At 66.9% G+C, this 21837-nt stretch carries 19 protein-coding genes; 2 read left to right on the forward strand and 17 right to left on the reverse strand.

The annotated features are described in order from the left end of the window. Position 1: 1 nt before the first annotated feature. From eccCa to eccD, 3 genes are read right to left on the reverse strand one after another with little or no spacing between them, the layout of a single operon-like run. Positions 2 to 4078, reverse strand: coding sequence for a type VII secretion protein EccCa (eccCa, locus tag OG203_RS20455; protein WP_405167230.1), 4077 nt, complete (start codon positions 4076 to 4078; stop codon positions 2 to 4). Between the two features lie 48 nt (positions 4079 to 4126). Beyond that, positions 4127 to 5536, reverse strand: a complete 1410-nt coding sequence (gene mycP, locus OG203_RS20460; RefSeq protein WP_405167231.1) for a type VII secretion-associated serine protease mycosin — start codon at positions 5534 to 5536, stop codon at positions 4127 to 4129. A gap of 12 nt (positions 5537 to 5548) precedes the next feature. Then, positions 5549 to 7024, reverse strand: coding sequence for a type VII secretion integral membrane protein EccD (gene eccD, locus OG203_RS20465; protein WP_405167232.1), 1476 nt, complete (start codon positions 7022 to 7024; stop codon positions 5549 to 5551). Between the two features lie 241 nt (positions 7025 to 7265). Here eccD and eccA point away from each other — a divergent pair, with 241 nt between their 5' ends. Beyond that, positions 7266 to 9098, forward strand: coding sequence for a type VII secretion AAA-ATPase EccA (gene eccA, locus OG203_RS20470; protein WP_405167233.1), 1833 nt, complete (start codon positions 7266 to 7268; stop codon positions 9096 to 9098). A gap of 47 nt (positions 9099 to 9145) precedes the next feature. On the opposite strand, the gene eccB is transcribed toward eccA, so the two are convergent. Continuing rightward, positions 9146 to 10663 (reverse strand): type VII secretion protein EccB, encoded by a 1518-nt coding sequence (eccB, locus tag OG203_RS20475; RefSeq protein WP_405167234.1) that lies wholly within the window; start codon positions 10661 to 10663, stop codon positions 9146 to 9148. 126 nt (positions 10664 to 10789) lie between these two features. Between eccB and eccE the strand changes: the two genes are divergently transcribed. Next, entirely contained in the window at positions 10790 to 12574 is a 1785-nt protein-coding gene (eccE, locus tag OG203_RS20480; protein WP_405167235.1) for a type VII secretion protein EccE, read from the forward strand. 141 nt (positions 12575 to 12715) lie between these two features. On the opposite strand, the gene OG203_RS20485 is transcribed toward eccE, so the two are convergent. The 13 genes from OG203_RS20485 to OG203_RS20545 all read right to left on the reverse strand — a co-directional run bounded on the left by OG203_RS20485 (position 12716) and on the right by OG203_RS20545 (position 21826). Beyond that, entirely contained in the window at positions 12716 to 13012 is a 297-nt protein-coding gene (locus tag OG203_RS20485) for a WXG100 family type VII secretion target (RefSeq protein WP_405167236.1), read from the reverse strand. A 51-nt stretch (positions 13013 to 13063) separates the two neighbouring features. Then, on the reverse strand, positions 13064 to 13363 hold the full coding sequence (locus tag OG203_RS20490) for a WXG100 family type VII secretion target (protein ID WP_405167237.1): 300 nt from the start codon (positions 13361 to 13363) through the stop codon (positions 13064 to 13066). Between the two features lie 89 nt (positions 13364 to 13452). Then, positions 13453 to 14244: an ESX secretion-associated protein EspG gene (locus OG203_RS20495; protein ID WP_405167238.1), complete on the reverse strand. Its 792-nt coding sequence runs from the start codon at positions 14242 to 14244 to the stop codon at positions 13453 to 13455. After that, a complete protein-coding gene (locus OG203_RS20500; protein WP_405167239.1) occupies positions 14241 to 15227 on the reverse strand; it encodes a PPE domain-containing protein in 987 nt (328 codons plus the stop codon). The genes OG203_RS20495 and OG203_RS20500 overlap by 4 nt, the downstream gene beginning before the upstream one ends. 47 nt (positions 15228 to 15274) lie before the next feature. Further along, positions 15275 to 15616 (reverse strand): PE domain-containing protein, encoded by a 342-nt coding sequence (locus tag OG203_RS20505; protein WP_405167240.1) that lies wholly within the window; start codon positions 15614 to 15616, stop codon positions 15275 to 15277. A 16-nt stretch (positions 15617 to 15632) separates the two neighbouring features. Then, a complete protein-coding gene (locus tag OG203_RS20510) occupies positions 15633 to 17036 on the reverse strand; it encodes a hypothetical protein (protein ID WP_405167241.1) in 1404 nt (467 codons plus the stop codon). Continuing rightward, a complete protein-coding gene (locus OG203_RS20515; protein WP_405167242.1) occupies positions 17033 to 17350 on the reverse strand; it encodes a type VII secretion target in 318 nt (105 codons plus the stop codon). The genes OG203_RS20510 and OG203_RS20515 overlap by 4 nt, the downstream gene beginning before the upstream one ends. Positions 17351 to 17441: 91 nt before the next feature. After that, positions 17442 to 17744: a YbaB/EbfC family nucleoid-associated protein gene (locus OG203_RS20520; RefSeq protein WP_405167243.1), complete on the reverse strand. Its 303-nt coding sequence runs from the start codon at positions 17742 to 17744 to the stop codon at positions 17442 to 17444. A gap of 26 nt (positions 17745 to 17770) precedes the next feature. Next, positions 17771 to 18127, reverse strand: a complete 357-nt coding sequence (locus OG203_RS20525; protein WP_405167244.1) for a hypothetical protein — start codon at positions 18125 to 18127, stop codon at positions 17771 to 17773. 67 nt (positions 18128 to 18194) lie between these two features. Further along, a complete protein-coding gene (locus OG203_RS20530; protein ID WP_405167245.1) occupies positions 18195 to 18977 on the reverse strand; it encodes an ESX secretion-associated protein EspG in 783 nt (260 codons plus the stop codon). Continuing rightward, a complete protein-coding gene (locus OG203_RS20535; protein ID WP_405167246.1) occupies positions 18974 to 20842 on the reverse strand; it encodes a hypothetical protein in 1869 nt (622 codons plus the stop codon). The genes OG203_RS20530 and OG203_RS20535 overlap by 4 nt, the downstream gene beginning before the upstream one ends. Before the next feature lie 263 nt (positions 20843 to 21105). Beyond that, positions 21106 to 21492: a hypothetical protein gene (locus OG203_RS20540; protein ID WP_405167247.1), complete on the reverse strand. Its 387-nt coding sequence runs from the start codon at positions 21490 to 21492 to the stop codon at positions 21106 to 21108. Positions 21493 to 21559: 67 nt separating this feature from the next. Next, entirely contained in the window at positions 21560 to 21826 is a 267-nt protein-coding gene (locus tag OG203_RS20545; protein ID WP_405167248.1) for a hypothetical protein, read from the reverse strand. Positions 21827 to 21837: the final 11 nt, after the last annotated feature.

The following is a 21837-nucleotide window of genomic DNA, read 5'->3' on the forward strand; positions in this document are numbered from 1 at the left end:
ACTAGATGGTCGGCGGCAGGTAGGCGATCTGCACCATCTCCTCCTCCCTGCTGCGCGAGGCCAGGGTGCCGCGTCCCGGCGGGAGCTTGCTCGGGCGGATCTCGCCGATGATCTTGCCCTCGTCCCTGGAGCCGTTCATGATCAGCGTGTCCACCGACAGGTTCTTTAGGCCACCGATGATCGGGTCGTAGAGTGCGCGCGAGACGCCACCCATGCGCCGGGTTACCACGAAGTGCATGCCGATATCGCGCGCCTGCGGCATGTATTCGATCAGCGGCGCAAAGGGATTGAGGCTCGAGGTCGCCACCATGTCGTAGTCGTCGACCACGATGTAGATCTCCGGTCCCTCCCACCAGCTGCGGTCGCGCAGCTGCTGCGGGGTGATATCGGAGTCGGGTAGCCGCTTGGACAGGAAGTCCGCGACCTCTGCGATCATCGGCCCGCAGGTCTGCGACGACGTGGAATACCCGGCGAGATGCTCGCCCTCGACCACGCCGAGCATGGACCTGCGGTAGTCGATCATGATGATCTTCGCCTCGTCCGGCGTGGAATTCTCCACCACGCCCATCACGATGTTGCGCAGCAGCGTTGTCTTGCCTGATTCGATGTCGGCGAAGGCCATGAAATGTGGCTCGCTCCCGAAATCCAGGACGAGCGGCTGCAATTCGGCTTCGCCGAGACCGACGACCACCTTGGTTGGGCTGAGTTCGATGCCCTGTTCCCGCGCGGTGGCAAGCACCTCGTCGCGGCTGAGCTGCAGCGGCAACATCCGCACCTCCGGCGCCACCCTGCCGGCATGCAACTCCGCGAGTCCATGCTTGGCGAGGGTGACGCCCTCGGCCAGCGAGTCCGGATCGGAGTTGGAATCCAACCGAGGCAGGGCGACCAGCATGTGCAGCTCCGCGGGGGTAAGACCGCGACCGGGGCGACCGACCGGAACCTGAAAAGCGGTGCGCCGATTCATCTCCGAGTCCGTCGGGTCACCGAGGCGCAGCTCGAGCCTGGTGCCGATCTGGTCCTTGACCGCCGGCCGGATCTCGGCCCACCGGGACGCGCCGATGACGAGGTGGATACCGTACGACAAGCCCTGTGCCGCAATGGCGGTGATCTGCGATTCCAGCACCTCGAACTCTTCGCGGATCGCGGCCCAGCCGTCGATCACCAGGAACACGTCACCGAATCGGTCGTCGGCCAACGGATTTCCGGCCGACGCCGCACCGTCGGGCACGTGCGCCGCCGCGGCGAACTTACGCCGCCGGAATTCGGCCATCGACTCGATGCCGAGCTCGGCGAATCGTTCCTCGCGCTGGCGCATGAGCGAGGTGAGCTCGGCGATGGTGCGGCGCACCCGGTCACTGTCGAGTCGACCAGCCACCGAGCCGACGTGCGGGAGGCCGACCAGGCCCGCCATGCTGCCGCCACCGAAATCCAGGCAGTAGAACTGCACATGCTGCGGGGTGTGGGTGGCCGCGGCGGCCATGATGATGGTGCGCAGGGTGGTCGACTTACCCGACTGCGGGCCGCCGACGACCGCCACATTGCCCTGTGCGCCGGCCAGACTGATGGTGAGCACGTCACGACGCTGCTCGTACGGCTTGTCGATCACGCCGATCGGCATCCACAGCTGACCGTGCCGGTTGACCTGGGAACGCCAATCCGGGTCGGGCAGCAGCATGTCGACCGTCGGTGATTCGTCGAGCGGCGGCAGCCAGACCTCGTGCGCCGGGCGGCCGTGCCCGGTCAGCCGCTTGACGACCACGTCGAGCAGCGAGTCCGGCACGCCCTCGTCCGAGCCGGGCACGCCGACCGCCGACGGGGGCGGCGGGAGTTCGAGCATCGGATTGGTCGGCGACGGCGGCAGATCCAGTGGCGAGTCTTCCTCGACCGGCTCCGGCATCTCCACCGGCGCCGCGGTGAACACCGCTGGCCGCTGGCCGCCGACCGGGGTGCCGTCCTCGCCGGTTACCGTGCCCACCGGCGCGACATAGGGGCCGGACACGTAGCTCGCGTTGAACCGCAACGGATCCGAGGCATCGCTCTTCAGATACCCGGCGCCTGGCACGCTCGGCAGGTGGTAGGCGTCGGTGATGCCGAGCACCGCGCGTGATTCGTTGGCCGAGAAGGTGCGCAGGCCGATGCGATAGGACAGGTGCGACTCCAAGCCGCGAAGTTTGTTCTCCTCCAGGCGCTGCGAGGCGAGCAGCAGGTGCACGTGCAGCGAGCGGCCGAGGCGGCCGATCATCACGAACAGTTCGGCGAAATCCGGTTTCTGCGAAAGCAGTTCGGAGAACTCGTCGACCACGACGAACAGCGCGGGCAGCGGATCGAGCGGAACGCCTGCGGCCCTTGCCTTCTCGTAATCGGTGACGTTGGCGTAGTTACCCGAGGACCGCAACAGTTCCTGGCGCCGGTTCATCTCACCGGCAAGCGCGTCTTTCATGCGGTCTACCAGGGACAGTTCCTCTTCCAGGTTGGTGATCACCGCGGCGACGTGCGGCAGTGAATCCAGTCCGAGGAAGGTGGCGCCACCCTTGAAGTCGACGAGCACCAGATTCAGCGCGTCCGGCGAGTGCGTGGTGACCAGCGAAAGCACAAGGGTGCGTAGGAATTCCGACTTGCCCGAACCGGTCGCGCCGATGCACAGGCCGTGCGGGCCCATGCCGTTCTCGGCGGACTCCTTGATGTCGATCTCCACCGGAGTGCCGTCGGGGGTGATGCCGATCGGCACGCGCAGCCGTTCCCGCGCGGTGCGCGGCCGCCAGACTCGCGCCGGGTCGATCTGCGCCGCGTCCGGGATCTTCAGCAAGGCCATCAGCCCGGGATCGGCCGTCGAGCCCTCGCCGAGGCTGACGATCTGGGCCGCCGTCGCCAGCCGGTAGCGCGAGAGCGTCCGCGAAAACGCTTCGGCCTCAGCCGCACTCACTTCGTCGGCAACCGCGAACTTCTCCACACCGACGGCACTGCGTGCGGACACGTCGCCACCCGAGGCGACCAGCTGCAGCCCGCGCCGCGCCGCGAGCCCGCCCTCCGGCGCGGTGAGGTCGAGCACGGTCACCGAGTCGAGGCCGGATTCGCTGATCAGCCGTTCGTTGCCGTTGACGTACCCGTCGTCGATGATCACCACCAGGTGCAGCCGCCCCTGGGTTGGTTGCGGGTTGCGCATGAAGCGACCCCGCTCCATCAGCTCGGCCGACAGCGCCGTCTCCAGCTCGCCGAGCGAGGTGTACATCATCCTGGCCGAGCCCATGCCGTCGCGCACGGTCGGATGCTGCAGGTGCGGAAGCCATTTCGCCCAGCCCCACGGCCCGTCCGGGTCCGCGCAGACGATGGCGACCGCGAGATGGTCTGGTCCGTGGAAGGTGACCAGCTCCATCAGCATGGAGCTCGTCAGCATGCGCGCTTCCTCCGGCGGGCCGCTGATGTTGATCGCCGGGAACGCGCGCAGCGACACCGCGGTCGGCAGGCTGTGCACCACCGAATGGGTGCGCACGAAGCGACGCAGCGCGACGGTGGACACCGGTTCCAGATCCTCGAGCGGACCGGTTTCCGGCCTAGCCAGCTTGGTGGCAAGCCGATGACTGCCCATGCCGACCCTGACGTGCCCGAAGTCGGGATCGTTGGGCCTGCGCTCCCACATCCGCCGCGTGCCGATCAGCGACGGCAGGTCGGCCGGGTCCGGGTGGCTCCAGACCAGGGTCTCCAGCTGTTTGTTGCCGGTGCGCCGCACATCCTTTCGGATCTGATCCAGGTAGCGGAAGTAGTCCTTGCGTTCCTCGTTGAGCTCGACGGGCCGCTTGCCCGATCCGCCGCGGAAACCGGCCATCATGCCGACCATCGACATCAGCATCATCATCGGGAACATCATGGACATCGGATTGGCGAGCAGGTTGCGGCCCATCATCGCCATCATCGCGATCATGCCGACGACCGCGACCACCATGACGATCGGCATCAGCTTCATCATCAGCGGCGCTGGCAGCGGGCGTGAAATCTCCGGCGGCGGGGTCAGCGCCACCTCACCACCGGGGGCCCGGGGCGGCGCTATCCGGGGGCGTCGTACGAAACCTTCGGTAGCCATGGATTCCTTCGATCAGTCGAGCAGTCTGCGGTCGGCACAGGCCCGGCGCTACGGGTCGAATTCCGCGTCGATCTCCCGGCGTCTGCGGCGGAACGGAATCGCCACCGCGATACCGATGGCCAAGGCGGTCAGACAGGTCAGCGAGCCGATCACCGCGATCCGGCGCGGCCGTGGGTCCGGGCCGGGCGGGATGACGGGCGCGGCGATCGCGCGCTCGACATCGGCGCCCTCGCTGACGGGCTTGTCGGGCAGCTGCGCGGTCAGCGCGGCGAGCGGATCGATCAGACCGGCGCCGATCGCGTCGTCGCGCCCGGTGCCCGGCGCCTGCGCGGTGCGGGTAATGCGGTCCATCACCTGTCGCGCATCGAGATTCGGGAACTTGGACCGCACCAGCGCCGCGAGCCCGGCGACGTAGGGCGCGGCGAAACTGGTGCCGTCCACCGGACGGATGCCCTCGTCGGTCTGCACACCGTTCACCAGCCCGACGCCACCGCGTTTGCTGTCGAGGGAGACGATATTGCGGCCGATCGCGGCGACCCCGATCCACGGACCGTGCAACGACAGATCCGACGGCTTGCCGTCCGCGTCCACCGAAGCCACCGCGAGCACATACGGCGAGAACCACGCCGGACTCGCCACGGTGTTGACCGAGTCCCAGCCGGAACCGTCGTTCTGTTTCTGGCAGGGACCGTTTTGCTCGACGTTGCCCGCGGCGGCGACAACGACGACGTTGTGTTCGTAGGCGTACTTCACCGCGGCACCGAGCGAAGAGTCGGCGGTGTCGGATCCGGCTGGGCTGCACGCCACTTCGGAGATGTTGATGACGGAGGCGTGCATGTCGACCGCACGCACCACGGCCGCGGCCAAGGTGAGCACGCTGCCGTACCCGTCGGCGCGGATGCTGCCCGGCGGCCGATCGCCACCGCGATCCTTCTTCTCGTAGGCGAGGCTGAGCTGGCGGATGGTGAGAATCTCCGCGTCCGGCGCCACCCCGGCGAACGCGTCACCCGGACTCGGCTGCGCACCGATGATTCCGGCAACCAGGGTGCCGTGCCCGTCGCAGTCGACGGTGCCGTCGGTATCGGAGACGTAGTCGCCGCCCGCTTCCAGGACGGGCAGGCGCGGATGCCGCTGCACCCCGGTGTCGATCACCGCGACCTTCTGCCCGGCACCCCTGCTGAACTGCCAGGCCGCTGGCAGATCGAGCACCCCCTGCGAGATCGGCGCCTCGTTCGGCGGCGAGCCGGTGAGCGTGGGTTCCGCGCACTGATCGCGCTGTTCGGTCGGCTCCAGGGGCGCGGGGTGACCACTCAATGCCTGTGCGATACCGAGCGCACCCGGATCGATGCCGGGCGGCGATATCGCGGTGGCGGGCGGTGCGGGTGCGCTCACTAGGCCGACCACCGCGGCGGCGCCAGCCATCCGCAGCAGGTTGCGACGGAAAGCGCTAGGTCCCATCAGTTCCCGCACTCATATGTTTCTGGCCATCGAGTAGACGCCCATGATCCACAGCACCAGCGGGATCAGCGAAATGATCAGCAGGTATTCGAAGATCTCGATCATCCGCCTGGTTATCGGGGTGACCTCGATATGCGGACCGATCACGCCGAAGCCGACCGTGCCCGCCGCGAACGCGACAAGCAGGCCGACGGCGAGCAGCTCGAATTCGGTGTCCCCCAGGGCCGCACCGGCGGCCAGCCCGACGAAGGTCACGCAGCCGCCGGCGATCAGCGTCGCGGCCTGGGTGAGATCGGCGAAGGATCGGCCGCGCAGGCACAGGATGATGCCGGTCACGACCGCAAGCACGATGCCCTGCCAGCGGGCCGAGCCGAGCGTGTCGGCCGCGCCGAACGCGCCGATCACCGCGCTCAGCGTGCACGCGATGATCAAGCCGGACTGGTACTGATTGGCCGCACGGGCCCGCTCACCGAGGCCGGACGCCGACGGCAGCGCCGTAGCGCCGATCGCGCCGATGCCCTCGATGGTCGGGCGCTGTTCGTGATCGGCCGGGTCGATGGCGGCGCCCGCGGTCGGCACCGGCGGGATCGGCAGCCTGGCCAGCCCGGCGGCCAGTCGCGGCACCATCGACAGCAGCGCGATGCCGACGACAACCAGACCACCGCACAGCTTCGGCAGGCCGGGATGCCAGACCACATACACCGCGGCGGCGATACCACCGATCACGGCGAGCGCACCGGCGGCGGAGAACAAGGTGGCGCCGGTGCCGACGCCCCGATAACCGAGCACCGCGGCCACCAGCGTCACCGAGCAGCCGAGCAGCAGATGCGCGCTGCCGAGCTCGCCAGGCACGAAAAGCGCGGCACCGCCGAACAACAACAGCAGACCGTCCAGCGACAACCACGTCGCGGTGACCGAGTCGAGGTATCTGCGGGCGGCGAAACCCGCGGCGACGAAGGCACCGATACCCGCGGCCGACAGCGCGAACGCGGGGGCCAGCGGATCGCCATGCCCGCGCGAGACCACCAGCAGCGCCAGCGCGGTGAGCACCGTCAGCACCGAGGTGACCAGGCCCATCCAGCGCGCCGATGCGCCGGTCCAGCTGCGGAATTCCTCCGCCGTGAGCCGGGATACCGCGTCGATCACGTCGTCGAAGAGCGCGGGGGATTCCTTCGCGGTGACCGAACGCAGCACCAGCAGTTCGCCGTCGTGCACGTCGGCGTCGGTGAGGGTGCGGCTCGGCGCGAAAGCCTCTTGACCGACGCGCGCCAGGGTCCAGTGCTGGGCCCGCAGCGGCACCGCGTCGTCCTCGGCCTCGAGCTGGTCGGGGTTGCGCGATTCGATCAGGGCGACCAGGTCGCCGATGAAGCTGGCGATCGGGACGGTAGCGGGCAGGCCGACATCGAGCTGAGTGTTGCCGCCGATGACGGAAACTCGACTCAGCTCCGGCTCAGCGGCGCGTGTGCCACTGGTTGATGACTCGATCAACGAACCCGGACCCCCGGCCTCTCCACTGACGATTGTTCACGCCTCGACCGCGCCGGGTGGAACGTCTTCTGAGTGAACGACTTCGACACCCGTATGACTCTCACCTAGACAACACTGCGTTGCAACCTCCCGGCAGCTGAACCTAATGTAACGGACAGTCCAGGCACCGCGCGATCGGTAGTCTGGGGGTCATCAAGAACTCATCCGCTATTACGAACGAAGACTTCGGGGTCCGACAGCCATGACCGGCAATCGCCAAGCACAACGCGCCTTCGACGCCGGAATCCTGTCGCTCGGACTGTCCATCGAAGGGCAGGAGTCCGCGCGCGATCTCGAGTACGCGAAGCTCGCCTTCCAGCGTGCCACCGAGTGGGATCCGACCATGTGCGACGCCTGGCTCGGCCGGGCCGTCGCCGGCGAGATCACCAAGGACGTCTTGTTCAATATGCACCGGACCAGCACCAGCACGCTGTACCGGGAGCAACGCAGGCTCGGCCTGTCGTCGCGCGAGCTGGCCGGACGGTTCCTGCCCGGCCTCTACATCGATTACCCCCTGGCCAGCTACACCGAGATCTGGCTCGCCTGGGCCGCGTACCTCATCGCGGAGAAGGAATACGACGAGGCCGAGCGGGTGCTCAACGACCTCGACACGTATCGCAGGTCGCAGCTGAGCGACCCGGATCGCGAGATCGACAACCGCATCTGCGCCTACGTCCGCGGCGTCATGCACTACAACACCCAGCGCTGGCCCGATGTCATGGCCGTGCTGGCCGGTTCGGCCGAGTGGGACGACCCGTATCTCGCGGCGGGCGCGAACGTCATGGTCGGCACCGCGTGCGCGCAGCTCGGTCTGTTCGGTGAGGCGATCCGCCGGATGGAACAGGCCGAATCCGGCCCGATCCCGGCCGCCCGGTCGACCGCCATGTTCTGCCGCGGCCTGTGCCTGCGCGAATCCGGCAACGAAGAAGTGGCACAGGGGCTGTTCGAGAAGGTGTACTCGCAGGCACCGGATTTCGAGGCGAACACCTCCGCGATGCGCGACCGCTCCTACCGGATCAGCGTCACCTCTCGCGAGACCATCGACGCACGCACCGACAAGTGGGATCCGGCCTCCGCTCCGTCGATGAAGGCGATGGAGGAGGCCGAGACCGAGGACCGCGCCAAGAAGATCCTCGCCGACGCGCGCGCCGAACTGAACTCCCAGATCGGTCTCGCCTCGGTGAAGACGCAGGTGGCCAAGCTCCAGTCGAGCGCGCAGATGGCGAAGATCCGCGCCGAGAAGGGTCTTGCCTCGGGGGCCCGCGGCCAGCACCTTGCGTTCACCGGACCGCCGGGAACGGGCAAGACCACCATTGCCCGGGTGGTCGCCAAGATCTATTGCGGCGTCGGCATTTTGAAGACCGACAAGGTGGTCGAGGCCAAGCGCGTCGACTTCGTCGCCGAGCACCTCGGCGGCACCGCGGTCAAGTCGGAGGCGCTGATCGACAGCGCGATGGACGGCGTGCTGTTCATCGACGAGGCGTACACGCTGATCCAGACCGGCCTGCAAGGCGGCGACTCGTTCGGCCGTGAGGCCATCGATACGCTGCTGGCCAGGATGGAGAACGACCGCGATCGGCTCGTGGTGATCATCGCCGGATACGACGGCGAGATCGATCGCCTGCTTGCCTCCAATGACGGTCTGGCATCACGTTTTTCCAAGCGCGTGCAGTTCCCGTCCTACACACCCGATGAGCTCGGCAAGATCGGCGAGGTCATCGCGAACAAGCGGGACTCGGAACTGTCCGACGACGCGCTCGAGCTGCTCGTTGTTGCCTGCACCCAGCTCTACGCGCAGCAGAGCACCGATCAGAGCGGACAGCCCCGCCGCGGCGTCGACCTGGCGGGCAACGGCCGGTTCATCCGCAATGTCATCGAGGCGGCCGAGGAAGAGCGCGAGTTCCGGCTTGCCAACGACGAAAACCTGGATCTGGACAATATCGACGCCTCGATGCTGATGCGCATCGAAGCGCCGGACATGCACACCGCGCTGTCGAGCATCCTCGCCTCGATGAACGTCGTCTTCACCGGCTGAGCAAACCACTGCGAGCCGCACACGTCTAGTGCGCGGCTGCGGCACGGCTAGTGCTGCGGCTCCTGCGGCAGCTGATCGCGCACGATGAGCGCTTCCTTCGGGGACAGGGTCGGGCCGGGAACCATCTGGCCGATGATCGCCCATGGCGCGAGCCGCGGCGTATCCCCGAGTCCGAGCACGCCCGCGGTCGCCATATCCGGAATCCCGTAGCGGACACCGTTATCGGCGACGTAGAACAGGCTGCCGCGCCGCGGGCTGCCCGGCTCCATGCCGGTCACCTGAACGAACTCACCGCTGCCCGGCGGGACGTACACAGCGTCAACCCGGTCACCGGTGCCGTCGGCGGTGGCGAGATCGACGGCCTTCGCCGATTCCGCGAGGGGCACGCGCACCCCGGCGAGCAGGGCGATCGAGGCACGTTCGTTGGGGCCGTCGCCCGCGTCGACCTTGCGATTGGCCGGGGCCGTGCCCGGTGTCTTGGACCAGGCCACGCAGGCGACCGGGGCGTCCTCGGCATTCAAGATCTTCGGGGTCTCGACCGGAAAGTCGTTGACCGGCAACACGTCATGCACCACACGCACCCGATCGAGTACGTCCGGCGGCATGGTCGGGATGTCGCTCATCCCGTGCGAGTCGGCGAACCGGATGAGCTGTGCGGTGAAGGGGCTCACCGGCTGCAGCGCGTCGGCGAGCACGGCATACAGCTCGGGCTTGCCGTCGCCGACGTCGCGAACGGAGATGACACCGCCGACCGGAACCTTCGACAGCGGCCCCGGCCCCGGCTGCCCGGCCTGCGGGATCTGCGGCGCCACGAGCGGGGGGACTTCCGTTGTCGCGCCGAGCATTCCGGTGCCGATCGGGCGCGCCCGGTGCGTCGTCAGGTTCAGCGCACGCACCAAAACCGAGTTGCCAGGGTCGATCTCGGCGCGTTTGCCGTCGTAGACCAGGTAGGTCTTGTCGGCGCGCTTCACAAGCAGGGCCTGGTCCGCGCCGACCCTGCGGGTCTGATCGCCGAGAGCGGGACGGCCCGCGATGATCGTCGTGGTGCCGCCGGTGGCCGAGGCCGCGCTACCGCCCTGCGACAGCGCGATCGTCTCGCACAGCGCCCATTCCGAACGGGACCCCTGCGACGACCCTGGCAGCGCGCTCGGCGCACCGGGGATGCCGACCATCGGGCCGCGTGGCATGTCCTCGAGCTTGCTGTCCTTCACCGCGTTCGGTTCGGCAGTGCTGCCCGTGATCAATCGGGCGGAGGCCAGGTTCAGCACCGGGTGCAGTGTCTTGCCGCCGTCCTTGCCCTGCACCACGACATACAGCGCGCCACTCTGCTTGCCCGACACGATCAACGAGTCGCCGACCGAACCCTGCGGCTTCAGAAAACTCAGGATGGCCGCACCGGCGACCACGATTATCCCGAGCACCGCGCCGACCATGAGCGAACGCACCTGAGACCGCATCGGATCGTGCAGCATTCGCACGTCGCGCCGCACCAGCGCGTGATCGAGACGGCGCAACAGGAATCGGTACCCGTTGACCTGGGCTCGGGTGGTCAGCTGTGCCGGCACAAGGTCTCCATTGAACTGTCGAGAACCATCTTCATCGACACGGTACCGTAATTCCAGGACGGCCCTGAACCGATGATTTCACGGTCATGGGCGGTGGCCGAACAGGTGGCAGACAGGGACAACGCGGTGACGACAACAGAGCATGAGACCACGACCGAGCCCGAAGGCAGTGGTGCGCCGACACCACCTACCGATCCGGCCTCGGACTACGACACCCTGCGCGACCCCGAGTTCTGGCTCTTCCGTGTCTATCCCCTCCGAGTCGTCGTGCCGGTGGTGGTACTGGCCGCCGCGCTGGCCTGGATCGTGCTCGCCACAACGCATTCGGTCTGGGGCGCGATCGGTGCCGGCGTCGGTCTCGCGGTGATCGGCCTGCTGCCGATTCGGGGTCGCACCCCGGCGGGGCGGATCGGCGGCGCGCTGGCCCGACGACGCACCAGGCGCCCCGCCGACCAGCTGGCCCAGGCGCCCGCCTTCGACGTGCCGTTCAGCGAGGGCGGCGGTTACGGCGTCCGCTGGGACGGCGAACTGCTGCTCACCATGCTGCGCATCGACCCGCCGCCGGACACGCTGACGCTGCTTCGCCGCGGTTCGCTGAGCACCGACCAGCTGCTTCCGCTCACCGAAATCGCCCGCTGCCTCGATCAATTCGATCTCGCACTGGCCGGCGTCGACATCGTGAGCACGGGCGCGCGCACAGCGGGCACCGGCATCATCTCGCACCTCTACGACAGCATTCTCGGCCCGCTGCCCGCCATCGCGCACCGCACCTGCTGGCTGGTGCTTCGGCTCGATCCGCTGGCCAATGCCGAGGCGGTGGACAAACGCGGTGGCGGCGGCACCGGCGCCCTGCGCACCGCGATGATCGCCACCCGCCGGGTGGCCAACCGGCTCGCCGCACACGACATCGCCACCTCGGTGCTGACCGCGGCCGAAATCAACACGGCGGTCCGCGAACTCACCCATGGCTTCGAGGTCGACCAGCTCACCGAATCACCGAGGTCACTGGAGTACCAGGGCCGCCACCTCACCCACTATCAGATCGGCGCGGACATGATCGGCCCGCGCGGTCTCGCCGATATCTGGACCGTGCAGAGCCTGTCCACCACGGTGACACTGCGGCTGCGGCCCGGCGCGCAACGACACGAGACGCGAACCGACCATGTCGGCACCGTCGTGCTCAATGCCGTGGTGCGGTTCGACACCGCCTTCGAACCGGACGAGGCGCCGCTGCCGGGCCTGCGCGAACTGCCGGGCAATCAGCTGCGAATCCTGTTGGACACCTTGCCGATCGGGGCCGCCGGTCGCTGGGGTGCCGATACCGGATATCGAGGCACCATCGCCGCGCTCACCGACATCGCGGTGCCGACCGCGGGCTGCGGGCAGCTGATCGGGGCCGACGAGACGGGCCAGGGCATCGCGGTGCCGCTGGTCGGCGAGGGCACCAGGCACCTGGAGGTCATCGGCAACCTCGACCTGGCCCAGCAGGTGATCCTGCGGGCGACCGCGCTCGGCGCACACGCCATCGTGCACACCGCACGGCCCGACGCGTGGCACACCATGGTGACTAATCTCGATGCGCCACACGTGATTTCGATCGCGCCGCGGTCAGCGGGCGCCAGCTACCACGCCCCCGCCGCGCCGCCGCTGCCCGCCGCGCCGTACCCGAGCACCACCGTCGTGGTGTTCGACGGGATCGCACCGACCACGCACGCCGGCGGCGCCACCATCGTGCATGTGCGCACGCCGGATCAGCCGCCTGCGCCGATCGATGCCGATGTCACGCTGGTCCAGGATCCGGACGCGCCCAACCGGATCACCGTGCGCACCGCGACCGCGAGCGCGACCGTATTCATGGTGACCACACCGGACGAGATGCACTACATCGGCGAATCGCTCGCCGCGCGCTGATCCGGGAATCCCCGCGCTGGTTCAGAAACCACAGCGCTGGCTCGAAAACCACTGTGCTGGTCTACAGACCGGAACGGCCGACCGGAACTGGATGTCCCGGTCGGCCGTTAGGTAACGCACATGTCAGGAACCGGCGCCGAACTAACCGGAGAAACCGGCGCCGACCTTCTTATCGGTCGCGAGCGCGCGGTTCAGCGCCTCGTCCACCTTAGTGGCCAGGTCCTTCAGCCTCTGCAAAGTGTCCTCGAGCGCCGTGTTGAGTTCTTTGTGCTTCGCGTTGAAGGCTGCGGTAGCGTCCGCGCCGACCAGGTTGTCGTGGAACTTCTGAGCCAAGCTCTGGAGCGTGTGGATTTCGTTCTGGATCGCTCCGCCGTGCGTGCCCAAGTCCGCATTCAGCTGGTTCATGGTCTTCGGGTCGTAAAGGATGGGGCCGGTCATTTTTTATTCCTTCGAACGATGGATCAGGTTAATTGGTGTAGGGCAGAACTATCAGTGCTGGTCCATGTTCTGGAGGTGCGAGCTGCCGTCTTCGATGGCCTGATTGAACATGGTGAGTTTCTTGTTCAGCTCGATGGACTCTTGGCTCCAGGCGTTCACGGCATCGTGGAACTTCTGGGACGCGTCACCCTTCCAGCCGTTCGCCGCATCCTGCGCGGAATGGTCAACTTTGTCGACCTGCTTTCTGAGGTCGTCGATCACCTGATGTATCTGGTCGACAACACTTTTGGTGCCGCTGACGTCGACGCCGACAGTGTCGCCCGAAGAACCACCAAGGTTGGTGTATGCCATTTTCTTGACCTTTCGTCATATGTGATGATCGCTGTCTCATACGAGCGATCTCGTCGAACTACGAGACAACCGAAGTTGCCACCCGAGAACTACTGAGGCAGCCACCTCCCCCCGGGCAGCCCCTCGATCAACGTGGCGACTGCTTGCGCAACCCGGTGGTCGGAACCCGGCGTGACCGTGGACCAGACCTGCTGATCCGGGGAAACCGTCGGCGCTACGACGATCCGCCCGCGGGCGGTGTCGTAGACAGCGACGGCACCCGGTGCGCGTGTGGTCACGCCGTCCTCATGGGCGCACGCCACGATCTCGGCGTATGCGTGCGTCGCACCGAACGTGAGCCCCAATGTGGTGGCGTCGCGTTCGGTGGCACCCAGGGCATAGAGAGCGTCGGTGAGCTCGCTGGACGTCGCGGCGGCGTTGAGCCGCTCGGCCAGCTCCGCTGCGGGGACGCTGAAAGTGGGGATTTCGGCGGGCGAGCACGGATCCATGGCGGCGAGCAGCGGTCGCACCAGATCGGCCGCCGAGCCATCGCTCCACACCTGTCGCACCTCGAAATCGTCGCCGGAGCGGACGGCGAGCGCGTGCAGATGCCCGCGGCGCACGAAACAGACTCGGCGAGAACCATTCTCGGTGTAGATACGGGCCACCAGTTCCTGCTCCGGCAGCGCCAGCGTGAACAACGTTTCGGCCAGCTCGGCGTCCACTTCGCCGTGCGCGTCGATCAGGCCGCCGTCGGTCAGCATGGCTACCGCGTGCTCCTGCGCCCGCTGCCACTCCTCGAACGAATCCTGTTGTGGCCCAACCGAAAGTGCGAGCGGCAGGGTCTGCACCCCGATCCGGTCGGCCACGGCGAGCAACGCGTCGTTGGTCAGCGTGGTCACCGCGCACCGCCGGATTCGGTCTGTGTCTCGATGGGCGCCTTCACCACCGACTCGGCTCCGCCGAGCACGGCGGGTGCGGCCTGAATCTCGCCTTCGAGCCCGATCTGATCGGACTCACCGGCCAGGCTGGCGCGCGGGAACCGGGCCGAATCCTGGGACGCGCCACCGCCTCCCATCGCGCCGGGACTCATCGGCGCGGTCTGGCCGGTCGCGTTCGTCGTGCCGACCGGGGTCGCCTTCGTCACCGGCTCGGTGGTCGTCGCGGATTGCGAGTACACCGGCGCGCGGTAGGCGGACAACACCCGCGGCGGCAAGGTCGGCATGGTGAACGAGCCGATCGGCATGCCGATCGAGGCAGGCATGACCTTCGGCGCCGCTGCCGCGGCGGCGGCATTCGCCTGCTCGGCGGCCAACGCCTGCTCCGGGGCGATCTTCGGCGGTGCCTGATGCTGCCACGGCATCGCGAGCGGTTCGGCGGCCGTCTCGTAGCTGCGCATCACCCGCGACGCAACGGCTTTCGCCATATCCGCGTCCGCGTCGGTGTCCGCGGCGATGGCACGGATCGGTGCGCCGAGCATGGCGCCCATGCTTTCCAGCATGTGCTGGATCTGTTTGATCTGTTCGATGTCAAGGGTGTTGGGCATGCTCAGCTTGGCCACCTCGTAGGCGGCGACCTGAGTCTGCAGGCGCGTGGCGTTCGTGGTCGCCGTGGTTGCCGCGTCCACCAGCCAGTCCCGCAGGGTGGACACCTTCTGCATCACCGCATCGCTGCGCCCGGACTCCCACGCACCGCGCAGCGCGGTAAGAATCTGCTCGTATTCGAGCACCGCCGCACCGAAAACCGTGGCGAGCCGCGCCCATTCGGCGGCTGCCTCGGCCATCGGCACAGAGCCCGGCCCCGTGGTGAGGTCTCGCGCGAGCCGCTCCGGCGGCCGAGCTTCCCACACCACGCCGGTAAACCCTGGCTTCGGTGGTTCGATCATTGCTGCGCTGTGCCTTTCCAAGACAGGCCTTTCCACGGACCCGTGCCTCAGGCGGACGTGCCGCCCGCGGTGAGGTCCGCGACGCTGTCGCTCTCCATCTGGCTGAACTCGTTGGTGTGCAACCGCAACGTGGCCGCCAGCTTTCGCATCTCGGTCACGCTGGCCTGCGCGCTCGCCAAGTACGAGGACGCGACCTCGTTCCCGGTCTGCGCGGCCCGGCCGGAGACTTCATCGGCTCCTGCTGGCTGGATCGTCAACGCTCGCTCAGCGGCTTCCAGATCCGCGGTCAGCCGATCAGCGAGACCATCGAGCCCGCTCGATGCCTTTCCTGCTGCGACAGCGTCGAACTGGACACTCGCGAACGCGTCTCCTGCCCCTTCAGTACTCATCAGACCCTCCTCAAAGTCAGAGCGTGAGTTCTTTATCCGGCGGTGGTTCCATCACGGTGTCGGCGGCACCGACCACCGGCAACGAAACCCCTGCGATGTGGCCGACTACTTCGTCGCCGTGTTGACTGGTCACCATGTGGCCGCGCAGCGAATCGCTGCTCGACGAGCCGTCTTTGGCGAGTCCGGCCGCGCCGGCGCCGCTCATCGGCATCATTCCGCCGCTGCCACCGGTCGTACCGCTGGTCGACATCGCCGCCGTGGTCGCGGGACTCGACCCGCCGCTGAGCCCGGTGAGCGAGCCGACCGAACCGCTGGCGACCCTGGTGCCCTGCCATGGGTTCAACGGGGCGGCCTGCGTACCGGCGGCGACACCGGGGCCGGGGCCACCGAAGGCGCCCGGACCCGAACCGGTCGCGCCCGCGGCGGACTCTTCGGCCAACTTGGTCTGCTCGTCGTCGGAAAGCTCGCCATCCACATGGGCTTTCGAGTCGACGACCGGCTTCGGCGCGTTGAGTGCCGAACTCGCCTGGGCGAGCTGACCGAGCGACTGCGCCGCAGTGCTCGCGGTGCTGATCAGCGGCGTCACCATGCTCATCAGCTTGCTCAGCTCGTCGGCACCGCCCGCGCCCGCTACACCCTTGGGGGCGTTGGTGATCGGAACCTTCGTACCGGTGGCGGTCATGGAGGCGCTGTGGACGAGCATTTCGCCCTTGGTCTTGACCGTGATGCCGAGCGCCTCGGCCATCGACTCGACGGCCGACGCGGCCAGAAACACCTGTCCCGCAGGGGTTGCCGCGTACAGCGGGGCCAAGGCAAGAGTGGTGGAGAACTTCGCCACCACCGCGGACATCAGCCCGGCACCGGTGAAGACGCTGCCCGCCGCGTTGGTGATGTGCATCTTCTCCTGGGTGCTTTGCGATTCCAGCTTGCCCGCGTCCGTCGCGGCCTCGCCCGACTTCTTCGCCGCCTCCATCGCCGCCATGCCCTGCCACACCGACATCACCGTCTGAATGGCGGAGGTGCCGACCTGCATCACGGTCTGCATCACGGTCGAGATGCCGGTCAGCACCTGGGTAGGGTCGACGGGCGGCGGGGGTGCCGCCGCGTTCTGCGTGCCGTCGACATTCGTGGGAGCGGGGGCCGGTGCCGGTGGCGCGCCAAGCTTTCCGCTGCCGAACGCGGACGCCAGGTCGGTCAGCGGCCGCATCAGCGCGGTGAGGTCCAGCGGTGGCAGCGGCGGCATCTCGGGCATGTGGATGAACGAGGGCAGCTCGGGCAGGTTCGGCAGACCCATGTCCTGCAGGATGTGGTTCACCGGCTGGTCGAGCATCGGGGCCAGGGAACTGCCCCGCAATAGGTCGAGCACGGTCGGATCCAGCGGCTCCGCCCCCGGCGGTGGAATGGCACCGGGGATGGTCATGACTTCGAGTTGACCGATCCGATGGCAGCACCGGACGAGCTATCGGTGGACTCGTAGGTGCTTGCTGCCTCGTGCGCGGTCAGCGCGGTACCCGCGTGCACCGCGGCCAGTTCGGCCACCGAGCTCAGGTGATTCGCCTGCGCGAACGCGAACGAGGCGAGGAACTCCTGGCCGATCAGGCCGAACACCGGCACGACCGTGCCGATGGTCGCCGCCTGGTCGACCGCGCCCGCCGTGGCGACGCCCGCGGCCATCGCGGCCGAGGCGGAGCCGTAGGCCCGAACCGCATCTGGAACAACTTCAATGTGATTCATGACTGACATCCAATCCCGAAACACCACAGGGCGTTTCGTCAGACCTTACCTAGCGAAGCACATGAGTACTCATCACGGCATAAGTTCTGGATCACTGCGCCGCGCTTTCCTCGTTGTATGCGGTAACCAGCCCGCCCCGCTCGGCAAAGGCCCGGTAGGCCGCCGCCCGCGCGGTGTCGACCAGTGCCTTCTCGAAGTCGGCTGGCGAAAGCTTCGCTACCGCGCCGGTGAGGCTCAACCCGACCAGTGCGCCATTGCCGTCCACCGACGCGGTAACCGCCCCGTCCGCCGACGTCTCGGTCACCAGGATTGCGGCGGTCGCGTCGTTGAGGTCACGCAGCCGGTACATCTGCTGCTGCACCCGCGCGATCAACTCGTCCATCGTGTCGACCATGACTACCTCCCGAATCCTGGTCTAGGTCACACTGATCGAAGCCAGCTCTGCGGCTCGTTCTCGTACTCTTGCTCTTCGATGATCTCCTGCCGCGCCACATCCTGCTCGGTGGGCAGTCCGGTCATCGACAACATCTCGGAGGTGAAGCCCGCGTCCCGCAGCTGGGTCCGGCGGGCAAGCCCGGCCCGGTTCGCCGACTGCTTGCACAGCCGTAAGATCTCGGCCGCCAAGGCCGCCGGGTCGCGCCGCAATTGATCCTGGTCGAGCTTGATGCCCAACGGCAGGCCCTGCTCGGTGGTGCGCACCGCGAGGGAGCCGGTCAGCGAGGTGGCGACGAATTCCGTCGGAAACTCCTGCCCCGCATCGTCTTTAGCTGACGTCATACCCGCTCCCTCTCCGAACATGGGATCAATTACAGCCTCTCACGCATGTCGACTTCTTAACAACTCCTTATGCGCGATCGTCTTTGATTGCCCGGACCACTTCGGCGATCTGGGTGTTGATCAACGCACCGAGCCGTTTGGTGTCCGCGGCAACCACTGTTGCCGGATGTCCTGGGACGACGACGTACCTCCCGTCATCGAGCAGATCACACCACCGCAGATTGGCGTTGGTGATGCCGCGCGGGCCGAATCGGGAATAGCCCTGTTGCACAACAATTGTGCCGTCAAGTGTCGCCGTCGCGTTATTGAAAGCCTGACTGCGGCGGTCGATTCCGTCGTCGTAATCCTGAATCTTGGAGCGGCCGTAGGAATAGTCGAGTTCGTCAGTGGCGCGCGGCTCGATGAGCGCGAAGTCGGACTGTTTTCCGGCTTCGGCTTTCGGCAGCGCGGCGGCCACGGTATCGCCGAGCGAAAGCACCGCGTGCTCGGTAATCGTGAAACCGCCTGCGTGCCAATATGTTCGACCCGGTTTCTGGGTGATCAGGTAGGCGAGCTCACCTTTGCGGGAGGCGAGCATTCTGACCACCCGCTTCGGATTCTGCGGATCCTGGCCGTCGATACCGCGGACGATCAACCGAATGTCTGGAACCGCGACCAATTCCAGTATCTCTTGCACCTCGCGACCCCAGCGGGAGCGCACGTTCCCCCAGGCTTCGCGCATCGCTTGGCGGGCGTCGTCGTAGTACTTGGTCGAACTGGTGTAGACGAACGGCTCCGGCACGAGGTCCGCCTGCGTCGCGTCCCATGCCGCGGCGAATTCGAGGTCGGTGAAATCCCAGGTACGGTTCATTGCTCCACAACAGGTTTGACCACGACCGGCGCGTCACCGATCGCTTCTTCCAGATGCTCGGTGGAATCGAGGTAGTCGGCTCGCTTGTGCTCCTTCTGCTGGCCCGCCGCACCGGGACCGGGGCCGGGGCCCATGGCGCCGGTGGTCGTCGCGAGACCCGCTCGCGTGGTCGTCGCGTTTTCGATGGCCGCCGCCTCGGCACGCGGGAACAACTTCGCGGCCTTGTCCAGGTTCTGGCCGGTACCAGTGGTTTTCGGGGCGCCACCGGGGCCAGGACCCCCCACACCTTTGGACGACGAGGCGGTGCCCATGGCCTTCTTCGCCTGCTCCTCCAGATCCTTCAGGCTCGGGATGCCGCCGGGCAGTCCCGCCAAACTGGCCTGCTGTGCGGCCTGCTGCGCCGCGGTGCTCAGCTGCGAACCTATCTGCTGTGCGGCCTGCGAGAGCTGCTGCCCGATCTGCGAAGCCATCTGGGTGGCTTGCTGCCCCGCCTGCTGAGCTGCTTGTTCGGTGGCCCGCTGCTGGTCTTGCTGTTGCTGTTGCTTGTTGCGCTGGTCCTGCTCCTCGCGCTGGCGCTGCATCTGGTCTTCCAACGCCTTGCGCTGGTCATCGGACTGCTTGCGGTCCCGGTCGGCCTGCTCCTTCAGCTGCTTCTGCTGCTCTTGGAACTGCTTCTGGGATCCGAGTCCGGGAGGTCCGGGCGGACCACCGGGAGGTCCGCCGGGCGGGCCGGGAGGTCCCGGATTCGATTGCTGCTGCACCGGCGGAATGGGATCGGGCAGCAGTGCGATCTTCCCGTCCGCGTGTTCGACGCCGGGCACGTACGCGCCGTTCATCGCCCGGATGTAACCCTGACGGTGTATCTCGTGTGCGCGAGTGTCGTACGCTCGCAGCGACTCCGGCGGTTTCAGCGGGACCGGGTTCGCGTTCTCCTGCACCAGGCCGACGTAGGTCGTGTACAGCCATTCCGAAACGTATTCCAGATTGTCGCCGACCAGGTTCATATTCGTCATCAGCGCATCGGCGCCATCGCCATAAGCAGCCATCGCTTTGCGCGCTTTGCCTGCGGCACCGTCATCGCCGGTACTGCCAGGGCTGCTCCATGACGCCGACGAGGCGACCATCCTGTTCGACAGGGTGGTGAACGTCCCCTTCAGTTCACCGGAAAGCCAGCGCCAATCGGCCGCCGCCTGTGCGGCTTGCAAGGGCGCATCGGCCATGGACGTAGTGATTGTCTGATAGTCCTCGTAGCTGAAACTGTTCGGATCGTCCGCGCGCGTTCCGCGTCCCTCGAAATCCGTATCTTTCCCGTTCGTCAAACTCGGCGGCAGACCGAAGTTTTCCTCCGGCGTCCGGTGCCCGGCCTCATTCCAATCGGGTTCCGGCGTCTTCGGTTTATCGCTGGGCGTGAGACGGTCGTTCTGCGGATTCAGGCCTGCGGGGCCCGGGTGCTGCGACAGAGTGTCGTGCACCTTCGGACTCTTGCTATCCCTGATCGATCCCTCTAGCTTGTCGAAATCGGCTTTGCCGCCGTCGTCGGCGCCCTTGTACGCCTTGGCCGCCGCGATAAAAGTGTCGTTGAGGTCGTCGAGAATCCTGATGTGGTTGTCCAGAATCTCGCCGAGCTTGACGCCCCGGTCGGAAAAGCGTTTGGCCAGTGTCTCGGCCGAGCTCAAAATCTTGTCGGCGAACGGTTTGATGTTGTTGACTCGCGACACTTCGCCGCGCACCGTCGATATGCGGACGCGGGCGCTGTTCGCGGCCTTCACCAGGTCCTCGAGCGCGCCAGGTTGCAGCTCGAGCGCACCGTTGCGCGCCATCGTGGCGAAGCCGGCATAGGGGGACGGCGGTTTGTCGTCAGCCACGGGTCACGCTCCTGACCAACTCGAAAATCCGCGTCTGACCACTCATCCGCTACTGGCCCTCCTCATAGCCGCGAGACCGCTGACGTTGTGCACACGTCAGCATCGCAGCCAGTTCCTACAGCGTGCCAATTCTATGGGTACTAGCGCCGCCTCCGCATGTACAGACCCGAATCTTGGTGGCAGGCTTGCCATGTACCCCGATTACCTGCGTCTTTGCCGATGCCAACGCGATCACCGACGCGCAGCCGACTTGGTCGTCCGACCTAGAAGTACCGCAGGTATGCCGCGCGGAACGCTTCGTCGCGCAGGTCGAAGTTCGGCGGGAGGTAGTCGTTGGCGCGGACGTGCTCGACGAATTCGTCGGGGATGGCGAACGGGCGCGCGGTCAGATATTCGATGGAGTCGGTGCGCCAGATCCATTCGCCGTCGGAGTGCAAGGATGAGCCGCCGGGAATCCAGCCTTCGCCGGTGACCATGTTGGGGACGGCCTCCATGACGTCGAAAACCTCGGGGGCCTTGCGCAGATATTCCAGAATTCGGTCGCGGTCGTCGAGCCGCTGATCGGTGTCGGCGTCGTGGATCGAGGGAAGGTCGTCGTGACCACGTTTGTACATCTCTCGGTAGATGCCAACGGGTTTCAAGTCCGGCATGTCAACCCCTCCTCGGCGGACGGCAATTCTTTCATTACCCTAACGGCCAGCGAAATCGCGCTACCGGTCACTCGTTCGGCTCGAACGCACGATCAATCGCGGCCTGTCGCGCCGCCGAGTTGGCGCCGTCCAGCTGGCCCGCGAAGGCCGCGTGCGCCGCGGCGATCAGGTCGTCGGTGATGTTCGGGTAGACCTCGGCGATCGCCCACAGTGCGTCGGCGGTGCGCAGGTCGAGGCCGTTATCCGTGGCGACGCCGCCGCCGCTGCGCACCGAGGCGAGCGCCTCATCGAAGTACTGCCGCAGCTCGTCATCGGTCGGCTGGTCCAAGAGCATGATTCCTCCTT

Source organism: Nocardia sp. NBC_01499 (genome assembly GCF_045040275.1).
Taxonomy (GTDB): domain Bacteria; phylum Actinomycetota; class Actinomycetes; order Mycobacteriales; family Mycobacteriaceae; genus Nocardia.